This is a genomic window from Winogradskyella sp., assembly GCF_965656915.1.
Taxonomy (GTDB): Bacteria; Bacteroidota; Bacteroidia; order Flavobacteriales; family Flavobacteriaceae; genus Winogradskyella.
Map to the genome: position 1 here is coordinate 1 of NZ_CBFHMI010000058.1, position 14,407 is coordinate 14,407.

Here is a 14,407-nt window from a genome sequence, read left to right on the forward strand (position 1 = left end):
GCCTGCAACAGATGCAGCAGAATAGACTTAATCTATATCAAATATTTAAAAAGCATTCTATTACAGAATGCTTTTTTATTTTTACACAAAGTGTTTATAATGTACAAGTTTCTAAAAAAGTGGTTTGGTATAAATACTGATACTAAATTATCAGAAGAAGAAAAAATGAAAAAATTCTTAATTGTAGGTTTAGGAAATATTGGTGATAAATACACTAACACCAGACATAATGTTGGTTTTAAAATATTAAACCATTTAGCGGATATAGAAAATATTTCTTTTGAAACTCTAAAACTAGGCGATGTAGCCACTTTAAAAATTAAAGGGCGTACACTAATACTTCTTAAACCTAGCACTTATATGAATCTTAGTGGAAAAGCTCTAAAGTATTGGTTAGATAAAGAAAAAATACCAATAGAAAATCTTTTGATAGTCACTGATGATCTCAACCTTCCGTTCGGAACATTACGATTAAAAACAAAAGGAAGTGATGGTGGGCATAATGGTCTTAAAGATATACAAGATAAACTTCAAACCACTAAATACAATCGCTTAAGGTTCGGTATTAGTGATAGTTTTGGTAAAGGAAGGCAAGTCGATTACGTTTTAGGTGATTGGAGTGATGAAGAAAATTCTAAATTAAAAGAACGGTTTGAAATGTCTAGCAAAATGATAAAATCTTTTGCTTTAGCTGGAGTTAATAATACCATGAATGAATTTAACGGAAAATAAAAAAGACCGCGAATTGCGGTCTTTTTTTATTCAACTATGTCTAAAAGTTATTTTGTACTTTTCTTCTTAAAGTTAAATCTCACCAAAATTTCATGCGTTCCATTACTATTAGTGGTAATCTCATCTCTTGTAGAACTTTCATAAGCATAACCTATATCCATCCAATCGGCAAGGTTAACCATCATAAGACCACTAAAAGCTTCATCAGTTCTGTAGGCGGCACCAAGTTCAAATTTGTCATAAAATCTAAATGCGGCAGTCAAATCTAATGACAATGGAGTACCACTTACATATCTAACCATAGTAGATGGTCTAAACTCTGTGTTATCACTTATGTCAAAGTTATAACCACCAGCTAAGTAAACATGAGCTTCTTGTGTCGCTTGCGTTACCCTTCCTTCAGCTTTATCTATTCGTTCACTGGATAAAATTCTAGGTACAGAAAGTGATACAAAATACTTATCGTGTAATAAGTATGCACCCGCTCCGAAATTAGGTCTGAAACCATTATCAATATTACTTAAAGCAGGATCTACAGGTAAACCTATATTTGATAAATTACCTCTATCTACACTGTAAGTACTTCCACCAGCTTTTAATCCTAAGAATAAGTTCGCAGTTTCAGAAACCTGTAAACGATAAGAAAAGTCAATATTAAAACTTGTTTGACTCTCAACAAATACCTGGTCACTAACTAAAGTCAGACCAAGTCCTATTTTATCTCCCAATGGTTGCGAGTAAAAGAAACTTTGTGTTTCAGGCGCACCTTGTACGCTGATCCACTGACTTCTGAAACTAGAAGTGAAGCTCGTATTTCCATCAGCACCAGCGAAAGCCGGATTAATGACGTTCATTGTATATCTATATAATGTATAGTTTGGTTCTTGCTGAGCATATAATGACCCAAACAAAAGAAATGCAACTATTATTAATGTGTTTTTATAAAATTTCATTGTTTTCATTTATTTATGTTATATGCTATTAAAGAGTTAAATAAAGCCATCCTGTTAATACAGTAACTCCATCACCAGACTGATCTATTTGGTAATAGTAAGAACCTGTTGGCAAAGTTTCACCGTCAGATGTACCTTTCCAGTTGTTGTTATATCCTGTAGTGCTAAAGACTTCTTTACCCCATCTATTAAATACTTTGATTCTAGCCTGAGGAAAACGTTCTGCATTAATAATAATCCAGGTATCGTTTATATTATCATCGTTTGGAGTAAGAACATCGTTAACAATTAAACCGTCACATGCATCTCCAACTCCATTACTATTAACATCTAATTGATTTGGGTTTGGTTCAAATTGACAGTTGTCATCTTCATCTAATACATTATCATTATCGTCATCATCATCACAAATATCTCCTAAACCGTCCATGTCGTTATCCAACTGATCTGGATTGACAGTTGTCACACAATTATCTACATCATTTAATACACCATCATTATCCATATCATCGTCACATACATCACCTATTCCGTCGCCATCAATATCGGACTGATCTACATTTGCAGTCAATGGACAGTTGTCCTCGTCATTTGGAATGGTATCACCATCCTGATCATTAGGATCTCTAACACCACAAACTTCTAATGTAAGTGCGTTAACCACACCTCCATCAAATGCTCCAAAAGTATCGTTGATTGTTATTGTCCAGGTTCCATTAGAAAAGTCACCATTAAAGTCATTTAAATCTCCTTCTGGAATAAACGAACCATCGTAAGGTGCAGCTCCAGCCGTTATAGCTATATCTGCATCCATATCAAAAACTGTAGTCTGGTAATTCTGTCCTCCAAACCCTCCGTTGCCCGAAGTAAGTTCAACTGTTACACCATCTGGGCTAGTTATAAAAATATCTAAATCTGCAGCCCAAGTGTGTTCAATATCTACAGTGACATTAACATCGTTAATAATTAACGCTTCTGTCATTTCTATAGTTGCTGTATACGTTGCATCATCACCTGAATCTGCTATTGTAATTGGAGTATCTGATGAAGATTGTGTTTCACACTCCGTATCACAAATATCTCCAATTCCATTTTCATTAAAATCTAACTGATCTGGATTAGGTGTTTCCGGGCAATTATCTACGTCATTTAATACACCATCATTATCTATATCATCATCACAGACATCACCAATTCCATCTCCATCAATATCAGATTGATCAGTATTTGCAGTATCAGGACAGTTATCATCATCATTTGGAATACCATCACTATCATTATCCGTTTGTGGGCTACCACAAATTTCTAAAGTCCAACTATCAATAGTACCCGTGTCTAGATCAGCATTATCTGATACATTCAGTTGCCAATCACCACCAGAAAAAGTTCCAATGAGTACACCAAGATCCTCATCTGGAATAAACTCACCAGTAAAAGGAGCTGTACCATTAGCTATATCAGTAGTTGCAGTTGTATTAAAAATAGTATCTACATAATTGTCGCCATCACCACCATTTCTATCTGATAAAACAATTTCTGTTCCATTCGGTGAAATCAATGTGAGTATTAAATCTGAATTCCAAGTGTGCGTAATATTAACAGTCACGCTTATATCTGTAATTAAAGATGTTGTGGGTACATTTATTACGGAACTAATTCCAAGTGTATTATTATCTGGTATAGCCACTGGAGTGTCTGCAGAGTCATAAGACGTACAGAATATATTTGCAGTAGTAAAACTAGCCTCTGAATAAGGACCAGATCCACAATCGTTAACACCTCTAACTCGCCAGAAATATTCAGTTACAATATCTAAAATGGTTACTGTATATGTAGGGTCGTCTACGACAGTGCCAGCGATTATATTTGTAAATGCAGCATCAGTCGCTACGTCAATTTCGTATGCTATAGCGTTAGGATCTGCATCCCATGTAAAGACTGCGTTACTTGCTTCTACATCAGTAGATCCATCTGCAGGAGTTAACAGATTTAATGTTGCTAGGTTTGTATCATAAACATTAAATTCTACATCTGCAGTTTTAGTAATACTACCTGATGTACCTTCTAAAGTAAATGGATAATTATCTACTGCCAAACCACCTGTACCTGATACGGTAACTGTTACAACTGTACCATCTGCACTTGAACTCGTTGGTGAAAAGGTAGCTGTAGCACCTCCTGGTAATCCAGTTGCAGAAAAATCTGTTGTCCCTGTAAATCCTAGGAACGTATTATATGTGAATGTATAAACCACATCGTCTGGCGAACATACATCAATGGAAGAGTCTGCTACATTAAGTACAAATTCAGACTCTTGAATTGAGAAGTTTGTTGGATTTATAGCATAAAATATATTGTTATTTCCTTCTACTTTAACTCTTGCTGTAGCCGTATCTCCTCCTGTTACAGGAACTGTTACATCATAAGATCCATTATTAGGCACATCAGAAGCCATCACAAAAGGATAAGTGAAGCCTCCATCGGTAGATAATAAAATATTTACCGTTGGTGTATTTACATTACCACCATCTGTACCAGCGACATCCCATGTTACTGTTTGGTTAGAACCAGCATCCCAAGTTTCGTTTGTAGTTTGAGATGTTACAACAAAAGGGCCTGCAGCTCCATCAACAGTTACCAACATGGTATCATAATCACTTTGAGGTGTTTGTCCAACACCGTTTGCTTCGCTTCTATCTCTTACAGTTAATGCGAAATTTAAATCTCTTCCAACATTAGAAACTGTTTCCCAAGATGAATTATCTGCTGTTACACCAGGAAAAACCTCTGTTAATTGCCCTGTAACAACTCGCTCAATAATTGGCATGAAACGATCTGAGTCAGTACTTGGTGGTCTAGATCTCCAAACAGCACCTGTTACTTTATCTGGTCCAAAATTTCCAGATGTTGTTGTACCATCATCAATCTGTTCCCATGTATAGGTTAAAATATCTCCACCATCCGCATCTGTTGCGTCTCCACGTAGTACAAATGCAGTTCCAGTTGGAATTATATAGTCTGGTCCTGCGTCTGCAACAGGAGGGTTGTTTGTAATATTAGTACCTACCCAACATGTTCTATTTTGTAAGTTATTTAAAACCTGTAATATCGTGTAGTAATGAAAGTATGGATCTGAATGGTTCTGTACATCATTAGGTCCTGTAATACCCGCATAACCCATAATTGTAGTACCACTACCTGGTTCTGCGTTTACTCCTTGTCCTTCATTTCCTTGAGAGAAGGTATGGTTACCACCCATTTGGTGACCTATTTCATGTGGTACATAATCAATATCAAAGAAATCTGACATATATGGACCACCATCATTATCTAAAAATGAATGTGCTGAGAAACCACTACCTTTTTGATTATCTACACAGACACAACCAATGCAGCCTGCATTACCGTTATTGCCACCGTAATGAAATAAATGGCCTATGTCGTAATTTGCTTCTCCTACAATAGACGTTAATGTGTTTTGAAGTTCACCATTAAAAGCACCAGCATAAGGATCTGTTGCTGCATCTGGGAAAATTATTTCAGTTCCTGTTACTAAGGTAAAAGAAACTGCCATATCTACCTCAAATACCTCATTAGATCTGTTTAATGTTGATACTACCTGTGCTAATGCATCTTCTTGTGCACCACCATTACCAGCATCACCATCATCCCAAAAGTTAGTATATTCTGCAGTAGTAGAAATTGCTATTCTAAACGTTCTTAAGGTTTGATCATTTGCATCTCTACCCATTAGATTTGAAGTGTCTATAGGAAAAAACTCATCTTCTGTTAAACAATCAAATTCTTTTAAGCCTGCTGTTCTCACCTCTCTACTGTACACAATATAAGACGTGTTGTCTGTTTTGCTTAAAGGCACTGTAAAATTCATTGGTGCATCAGGATAAGTAATCATAGTTTGAAGTCCCTGAGGTGTTACACTAAAGCGTGCTCTAGTACCAGCTTTTTCAGTACTAAAGCCTAAGTATGTTTTAATGTCTGGGTAAAGTTCTGATAATTCTTCCGATAAAATTGGCGCCTCTACAACCATAAATTCCTCTAATTCACCTTGAATATTAGGAAGATAAACTCTAGAATTTGAGAGTGTTGTTGTGGCTGACCTTAATGGTGCGTTCGCCAATTCTGCTTTAAACGCATCTATGTCTAATTGATACGTTTCATAAAATTTTTGATTTAGGTTAGATTGATTATCACTATTCAATGCGGATCTAACAATTTTTTGCCAATAGCTTTGTTGAGCTACTACGGAAAATACCGATAAAAACATGGATAATGACAAAACAAAATGTAGCTTTGTTTTCATAAGTGTTCGTGTAGAAAATTAAAATTCCTCGAATTTATAATTTTTTTAACAAACACGAATTAGAATAGTGAAAAAATATTGAGATATAATTCGAAAATTGCATTGGTCACAAATTCTCCCACAGTAATTACAATTGGAACCTTTGATGGTGTGCATGTAGGACACCAAAAAATATTGAATAAAGTTGTTAAAACTGCTGAATCAAATAATTGTACACCTTTGGTTTTAACGCTTTTTCCTCATCCTAGAATGGTGTTACAAAAAGATGACTCTATCAAATTATTAAACACTATAGAAGAGCGAATTGATATTTTAAAATCTTATGGTATTAAAGAAGTCGTCGTTAAAGAATTCACTAAAGAATTCGCCAATCTTTCTGCTGAAAACTACGTTAAATCCATATTAGTTGATGAATTAAAAGCAAATATTATAGTCATAGGTTACGATCATCATTTTGGAAAAAACAGGAGTGCTAATATTAATAACTTAAAGGCTTTTGCAGCCACATACAATTTTAAAGTCAAAGAAATTTCTGCGCAAGATATAAAAGATGTTACCGTTAGTTCAACAAAAATTAGAAACGCCTTAAATGCGGGACAAGTAAGTTTAGCCAATTTATACTTAGGTTACAATTACTTTATCACAGGAACTGTGATAAAGGGAAAAGGATTGGGCAGAACTTTAGACTTCCCAACTGCAAATATTAAAATAAAAGAATCCTATAAATTAATTCCACATGATGGTGTTTATGTTGTTAAGTCAGAAATTAATGGTGAAACTACCTTTGGTATGATGAATATAGGCACTAATCCAACAGTAGATGGAAAGTCGCGTTCTATTGAAATCCATTTTTTTAGTTTTAACAGCAATATTTATGACGAGATATTAAAAATTGAATTTTTAAAACGTATTCGAAATGAACAAAAATTTAAGAATCTTGATGAGCTTAAAAACCAACTTAGAAAAGATATGGCGTTTGCCTTAGAGTTTATTACTTCAAAAAATGAATAGATTTTATTTTAAACATATCGATAATTCCGGACTCATAGTTTTTAGAATTATTTTTGGTTTATTATGTTTTTTAGAATCTGTTGGCGCCGTAGTTATAGGTTGGGTGAAACGTACTCTTGTTGAACCTGATTTCACCTTCTCTTTTATTGGATTTGAATGGTTACAACCGCTTCCTGGAGATTGGATGTATGTCTATTACGTTGTGATGGGCATTTTTGGTTTACTCATAATGGTTGGTTATAAATATCGATTTAGCATGTTTATGTTCGCAATAATGTGGACGGCGACTTATCTGATGCAAAAATCTAGTTACAATAATCATTATTATTTGTTGTTTATTTTAAGTTTTTTAATGGTGCTTCTACCAGCAAATCGTTATGCCTCTATCGACGTAAAACTAAATCCATCATTAAAACGCATATCCATGCCAAGCTGGTGCAAATGGGTTTTTGTTATTCAATTATTTATACTTTACACCTATGCTTCAATTGCAAAACTTTATCCAGATTGGTTAGACACGTCAGTTGTTGCATTGCTGATGCAAAACAAGATCAATTATCCTTTAATTGGTGAGCTTCTCCAACAGAAATTCGTTCATTATTTTATCGCTTATGGTGGCATTTTATTCGATGGTCTAATTATTCCATTATTACTCTTTAAACCAACGAGAAAGCTAGCATTTTTTGGCTCTATCTTTTTTCATCTATTTAATTCTATTGTCTTTCAGATTGGTATTTTCCCTTACCTATCTTTAGCTTTTAGTTTGTTCTTTTTTAATCCAAAGATTATTAGAAATATATTCTTAAAACAAAAACCATTATACAATGCTGATAAGATAATTATTCCGAAATATCATAAGATACTGCCTACTGCTTTTGTTATTTATTTTGTGATTCATATTGCATTGCCTCTAAGACATCATTATTTTAAAGATGATGTACTCTGGACCGAAGAAGGTCATAGATTAGCTTGGAGAATGATGCTGCGCGCAAAAAACGGAAGTGCGTCCTATAGTGTTATCGATAAAGCAACAAATAATGCTATTCCTGTAAATCTAAATGATTATCTAAATGCAAAACAAATTAGAAATGCCACTACAAAACCAGATATTATCTGGCAATTTGCACAACATTTAAAGCATCGGTTTGCCGAACAGGGAAAAGATGTAGAAGTTTATGTACGCGCTTTCATAAGTGTAAATGGCAAACCAATGAAACAACTTATTGATCCTAAAGTAGATCTTGCCAGTGAAGAGTGGCATCATATGAAACATCACGATTGGATCTTACCTTCAAAATAGAACTCATTTTATTTTTATCTGGTTAAATTCTTATTACTTTTGTTGCTTGATTTTTGTTATGCTCACTAGCTTCAAACTAAATTCACAGTTATGTTACAGGTTACATTTATAAGAGACAATAAAGCGGATATTATTGCAAGATTAGCTAAACGTAATATCGATGCTACTGAAATGATCAATGATGCCATTGCATTAGATGAGGACAGAAGAACTCTTCAAACTAAATTAGATAACACTAAAGCAGAATCTAATACCATCTCTAAAGAAATTGGTAACCTGTTTAAGTCTGGTGAAGCTCAAAAAGCAAATATTCTTAAAGAAAAAACAAAAACGCTTAAGGAAACCACCAAGCAATTAGAGCAAGAGCTTAATGATAAAGTTAATGCACTTGCCGAATTACTTTACATAATTCCTAACGTTCCTAATACTAGTGTTCCTAGTGGTAATACAGAAGATGACAATGAAGAAACATATAGAGAAGGTGATATCCCACAATTACATGATGGTGCACTACCACATTGGGAACTAGCCAAAAAATATGACATCATTGATTTTGAATTAGGTAATAAAATTACTGGTGCTGGTTTTCCGGTTTATAAAGGAAAAGGAGCAAGGTTACAGCGTGCTTTAATTACCTATTTTTTAGATAAAAATACTGAAGCAGGCTATACAGAATATCAAGTACCACATTTAGTTAATGAAGCCTCAGGATTTGGTACTGGGCAATTACCAGATAAAGAAGGGCAGATGTATCATGTCACTGCAGACAATTTGTATTTAATCCCTACTGCAGAAGTGCCTGCTACAAATATTTTTAGAGATACTTTATTAAACGAAAGTGATTTACCGATTTCAATAACAGGCTATACACCATGTTTTAGACGAGAAGCTGGTAGTTATGGAGCGCATGTTAGAGGCTTAAACCGTTTACATCAATTTGATAAGGTAGAAATATTGAGAGTTGAGCATCCTAATAATTCTTACAATGCATTAGATAGTATGGTTGAGCACGTCAAAGGTATTCTTAAAGAACTGAAATTACCATACAGAATACTTCGTCTATGTGGTGGTGATTTAGGTTTTACCTCTGCACTCACATATGATTTCGAAGTCTTTTCTACAGCACAAGATCACTGGTTAGAAATTTCTTCGGTATCAAATTTTGAAACTTTTCAGGCCAACCGTTTAAAGTTACGATTTAAAAATAGTGATGGTAAAAACGAACTCTGCCATACCTTAAATGGTAGTTCATTAGCTTTACCTAGAGTAGTGGCTGGCATACTAGAAAATTATCAAACCGAAAATGGTATAAAAGTACCAGAAGTTCTTATTCCATATACTGGTTTTGATATGATTTCTTAGACAATTAAACCTCACCTTTTCGTCTCATTTGTTAAATAAATGTGTATTTCGTCGATTTTTTACGCATTTCTTCGTTTATTTCGAATATTTTTAAGATGTTAGTTATCCCAAATTTAGCGTTAACCTAATTATGAAAAATATAAAGCGACTTGTATTACTTATTACTTTAATAGTAATGGCTTACAAAGTTCTATTTTAACTATAATTTAGATTATAGTATGGATTAAAAAACCACGACAGAATAACTGAATCATTTTTTATAACGAATAATGGTTAATAGCACATTTATTTTGCTGGTCAAAATGCCTAAACTTAAAGTTTAGGCATTTTTTTATAAAAACATTTACAAAATCTACTTACAGCATTTGTTATATTTACACAAAGTGAAATTATGAGCAGGTCTTTTCTAGTTATTATATGCTTCTTATTTGGTCTTGGGACATCTATGGCCCAAGAGAGTGAGGTGCTTGCAGATAATTATTACAAGCGTGGAGAATTTAAGAAGGCTCTAGTCATATATCAAAATCTCAACAAGGCAAAACCTTACAGCTATAAGTATATTTATAAGCTAGTGGAGACCTACCAACAATTAGAACAGTTTGACGAAACCGAAAATTTATTAGTACAACGTTTAGAGAAAAGACGAAATCCAACCTTAGTAGTTGAATTAGGTTACAATTATCAGCTAAAAGACAGTTTAAATGTTGCTAATAAACTCTATGAAGAAGCTATCGCTTACATAGACGAAAAACCAAATTACATCTACAGTATTGCTAAGAAATTTGAAGACCATTCTCTATTAGACCAAGCCGTTAGAATTTATAATAAAGCCAAAATCCTAACGCCAGATAAGAATTTTAGCATTCAATTAGCGCGTATTTACGGAGATCAGGGCAATATTGAGCAAATGTTCAGTAATTATATTGATTACATTGCTTACAGACCTAATTATTTAAATAATATTAAACGCGCTGTAAGTGATTTCATTTCAGAGAATAGCAACAACGAAAACAATATCTTTTTAAGGCGATTACTGCTTAAAAAAATACAGCAACAACCAAGCCCTTATTGGTACGAATTATTAAGCTGGCTATACGTACAAGAACGAGCCTATTATAAATCCTTTATTCAAGAAAAAGCACTTTACAAACGTAATCCTGAAAGCTTAGATCGTATCATTGAACTTGCCGTTACAGCACTTAATGATGATGATTCGGAAACTTCAAAAGACATTTTCAATTATATATTAGAAACGACACAAGATGCCAGTACGGCATTAACAGCACATCAGTATATCTTAGAAATAGATACCAAGAATGCTTCAGCAAAAGCATTAAAGAAAATTGATGAAGCTTATAATACCTTATTTAATGAATTTGGAAAGTCTGAACTCACCCTAGCACTACAATTAGCTTATGGTCAGTTTTTAGCTTTTTACCTAAAAGACACTGATGCGGCAACAAAATTCTTACGTCAAAGTTTAAAACAAAATATATCAGAATTTCAAGAGGCAAAAGTTAAACTGCTATTAGCTGACATATTAGTACTCCAAGAAAAATTCAATGAAGCTTTAATTTTTTATTCCCAAATACAAGCGAATTTAAAAAACAGCACCATTTCACAAGAGGCAAGGTTTAAAGTGGCAAAAACCAGTTATTATAAAGGTGACTTTGATTGGGCAGAATCACAATTAAAAATTCTAAAATCATCAACATCGCAACTCATAGCCAATGATGCGTTAGATTTAAAACTTTTAATTTCTGATAATAAATATGAAGACAGCACACAAACAGCCTTAAAATTTTATGCAAAGGCAGACCTTTTGGTTTTTCAGAACAAAACAGACGATGCCATTTCTCTTTTAGATAAAATTTTAGAAGAACATAAAGGTGAAAGTATTACTGACCAAACCCTTTACCAACAAGCTAAACTTTTTGAACAAAAAAAGCAATACGATAAAGCTGAAGCAAACTATCTGGAAATTATCAAAGATTGGAAAGAAGATATTTTAGCGGACGATGCACATTATTATTTAGCAGAGCTCTACAACATACATTTGGCAAAACCAGAAGATGCTAAACAACTCTACGAAAAAATTATTTTTGAGTTTGAAGACAGTATTTACTACATAGATGCTCGAAAGAAGTTTAGGGTGCTTAGAGGTGATAGTATTAACTAGACTAAATTCATACTTTTGCACCTTAATATAAAACGTAAACAATGATTATATACAATGTTACGGTTAATGTCGACAAAGCGATAAATAAAGAATGGCTAGAGTGGATAAAAGAACATATTCCACAAGTATTAGCAACGGGTAAATTTAAAGAAGCAAAACTGACCAAGGTTTTGGTAGAAGATGAAGAAGCAGATACCTATTCCATTCAATACAGAGCGCATAGTAGAGAAGCCTTAGAAGATTACTACACTGATGATGCAGAAGGGCTCAGAAAAGCCGGCTTAGAAAAGTTCGCGGATAAAATGCTAGCTTTTAGAACAGAATTAGAGGTTATAGATGAATATTCAGTGAGTTTTAATTAAGTTCCTCATATGAAAACCAACGACATCATATATAAACATAGAGAAAAAGTAAAATATATCAGCATATTAATGTTTGGTGTTGGTATTACTATGGCTTACTTTTATTATGGCATTGAACCTCACGAAACCATAGGTGGATTTCTTTGCGGTCTTGGGCTTGGCTTGTTCTTAATCTATTTTGCTATCAAAAAATCAGAAAACAACAACTAAAAGTGTCAAACCAAAACCAAGTTAAAGCAAAAAAACATTTAGGTCAGCATTTTCTTAACGACGAAAATATTGCCGAGAAGATTGCCAATGCTATATCGTTAGATGGATACAAGGATGTTTTAGAAATTGGTCCGGGAATGGGTGTTTTGACCAAGTATTTGCTAAAAAAAGATATCACCACACATGTTATAGAGATAGATAGGGAATCGGTTGAATACTTAAAGAACAACTATCTTAATCTTGCCAATCGCATTTACGACAAGGATTTTCTAAAACACGATTTAACTCAGATTTTTGAGGATAAACAATTTGCTATAATTGGTAATTTTCCGTATAATATATCAACACAAATTGTTTTTAAAACCTTAGAAATGCGCCATCAGATTCCTGAGTTTTCAGGTATGTTTCAAAAGGAAGTAGCGCAACGCATCTGTTCCAAGGAAGGCTCTAAAGTTTATGGTATTCTGTCGGTTCTTACACAAGCATTTTATGATGCTGAATATTTATTTACGGTACCACCTTCGGTTTTTAATCCACCACCAAAAATAGACTCTGGCGTATTACTCCTTAAAAGAAAAGAAGATTTCACATTACCATGCGACGAAAAATTATTCTTTAAAGTCGTTAAAACAGGATTTCAACAACGTAGAAAAACATTACGCAATAGTTTAAAAACTTTCAATCTTTCCGATAATTTAAAAGCAAATACTATCTTTGGACAGCGACCAGAACAATTAAGCGTTTCACGGTTTATTGAACTCACGTCGTTGATTGAAAATGACACAAACTAAATTCACTGTCAGTGCAAGTAAGAAGAATGTAGCATCTCTTCAATTTTTCTTTTTGATTAAAGAGATTGCTTCATTACATTCGCAATGACTACACCAACAAAGTGGAAGACATCCAAGATAACATACAATTTCAGCTTACGGAAGAACTTATTGAAAAGGTCGAGGTTCTTGTCGAAGACCAAAACGATAAAGAGCTTAAAACCTTACTCAATGAGTATCACTATGCTGATATTGCTGAAATTCTCGATGAGTTAGATCTCGACGATGCGGTGTACCTTATTAAACTTCTCGATTCTGAAACCACGTCAGATATCCTTATGGAAATTAATGTGGACAATCGTGAAAAAATACTCGAAAATTTATCCACAAAAGAGATTGCGGAAGAAATTGAAGAGTTAGATACTGATGATGCAGCAGATATGATTGCTGAACTTTCTGAAGAACGACAAGCTGAGGTAATTTCTAAAATTGAGGATGACGAGCATAGAGAGGAAATCCAAGAACTTTTAGCTTACGATGAAGATTCTGCTGGTGGTCTTATGGCTAAAGAACTAGTGAAGGTTTATGAGACCTGGACCGTTGCAGGCTGTTTACGCCGAATTAGAGGACAAGCTAAAGATGTTACCAGAGTACACTCAATATACGTAGTAAATAAACAAGAAAAATTAATTGGGCGTTTGTCTCTTAAGGATTTAATCGTTGCAAAAAGCGAGCAGAAAATTGCCGATATTGCTAAAGACAACGTGGATTGGGTGAATGTGCATGATGATGCAGAAGACGTGGCAAAAGTCATGGCTAAATATGATTTAGAAGCTATTCCTGTTGTAGATAATAAACAGACCTTGCTCGGAAGAATTACCATTGATGATATTGTAGATGTTTTAAAAGAAGAAGCAGAAAAAGATTATCAATTAGCAGCTGGTATTACTGGAGATGTTGAAGCCGATGATAGCATTCTTGAACTTACCAGAGCACGTTTACCTTGGTTATTTCTCGGTTTGGTAGGTGGTGTAGGAGCCTTTATTATTATGGAAGGATTTCAGGAATCCTTTAATCAGTATGCTGTTTTATTTTTCTTCACACCTCTTATAGCTGCAATGGCAGGAAATGTTGGTGTACAATCCAGTGCTATTATTGTCCAAGGTTTAGCTAATGATGATGTAAAAGGAAGCGTTAATAACAGATT

At 34.0% G+C, this 14,407-nt stretch carries 11 protein-coding genes; 9 read left to right on the forward strand and 2 right to left on the reverse strand.

The features are described 5' to 3' along the window. Positions 1-99: 99 nt before the first annotated feature. Positions 100-732, forward strand: coding sequence for an aminoacyl-tRNA hydrolase (gene pth, locus ACTG3Y_RS11470; RefSeq protein ID WP_439153063.1), 633 nt, complete (start codon positions 100-102; stop codon positions 730-732). A gap of 47 nt (positions 733-779) precedes the next feature. On the opposite strand, the gene ACTG3Y_RS11475 is transcribed toward pth, so the two are convergent. Together ACTG3Y_RS11475 and ACTG3Y_RS11480 are read right to left on the reverse strand one after the other, a co-directional pair. After that, positions 780-1,694 carry a PorP/SprF family type IX secretion system membrane protein gene (locus ACTG3Y_RS11475; RefSeq protein ID WP_439153064.1) on the reverse strand — a complete coding sequence of 305 codons (915 nt, stop codon included), beginning with the start codon at positions 1,692-1,694 and terminating at the stop codon, positions 780-782. 19 nt (positions 1,695-1,713) lie between these two features. Then, positions 1,714-6,006 (reverse strand): thrombospondin type 3 repeat-containing protein, encoded by a 4,293-nt coding sequence (locus ACTG3Y_RS11480; RefSeq protein WP_439153065.1) that lies wholly within the window; start codon positions 6,004-6,006, stop codon positions 1,714-1,716. Between the two features lie 78 nt (positions 6,007-6,084). On the opposite strand from ACTG3Y_RS11480, the gene ACTG3Y_RS11485 reads away from it, so the two are divergent. From ACTG3Y_RS11485 to mgtE, 8 genes are all read left to right on the forward strand, one after another. Continuing rightward, the gene (locus ACTG3Y_RS11485) at positions 6,085-7,017 is read left to right on the forward strand and encodes a bifunctional riboflavin kinase/FAD synthetase (RefSeq protein WP_439153066.1); all 933 of its coding nucleotides are present in this window, start codon (positions 6,085-6,087) and stop codon (positions 7,015-7,017) included. Then, positions 7,010-8,317 (forward strand): HTTM domain-containing protein, encoded by a 1,308-nt coding sequence (locus ACTG3Y_RS11490; RefSeq protein WP_439153067.1) that lies wholly within the window; start codon positions 7,010-7,012, stop codon positions 8,315-8,317. Before ACTG3Y_RS11485 ends, ACTG3Y_RS11490 begins: the two co-directional genes overlap by 8 nt. Before the next feature lie 90 nt (positions 8,318-8,407). Beyond that, a complete protein-coding gene (gene serS, locus ACTG3Y_RS11495; RefSeq protein WP_439153068.1) occupies positions 8,408-9,679 on the forward strand; it encodes a serine--tRNA ligase in 1,272 nt (423 codons plus the stop codon). 391 nt (positions 9,680-10,070) lie between these two features. Next, positions 10,071-11,858, forward strand: coding sequence for a tetratricopeptide repeat protein (locus ACTG3Y_RS11500; RefSeq protein ID WP_439153069.1), 1,788 nt, complete (start codon positions 10,071-10,073; stop codon positions 11,856-11,858). A gap of 41 nt (positions 11,859-11,899) precedes the next feature. Further along, a complete protein-coding gene (locus ACTG3Y_RS11505; protein ID WP_439153070.1) occupies positions 11,900-12,220 on the forward strand; it encodes a DUF4286 family protein in 321 nt (106 codons plus the stop codon). 9 nt (positions 12,221-12,229) lie between these two features. Continuing rightward, positions 12,230-12,430, forward strand: a complete 201-nt coding sequence (locus tag ACTG3Y_RS11510; protein WP_439153071.1) for a hypothetical protein — start codon at positions 12,230-12,232, stop codon at positions 12,428-12,430. A gap of 2 nt (positions 12,431-12,432) precedes the next feature. After that, the gene (gene rsmA / locus ACTG3Y_RS11515; protein ID WP_439153072.1) at positions 12,433-13,221 is read left to right on the forward strand and encodes a 16S rRNA (adenine(1518)-N(6)/adenine(1519)-N(6))-dimethyltransferase RsmA; all 789 of its coding nucleotides are present in this window, start codon (positions 12,433-12,435) and stop codon (positions 13,219-13,221) included. 101 nt (positions 13,222-13,322) lie between these two features. Further along, positions 13,323-14,407, forward strand: a 1,085-nt coding sequence (gene mgtE / locus ACTG3Y_RS11520) for a magnesium transporter (RefSeq protein WP_439153073.1), incomplete at its 3' end; no start/stop codon positions are given.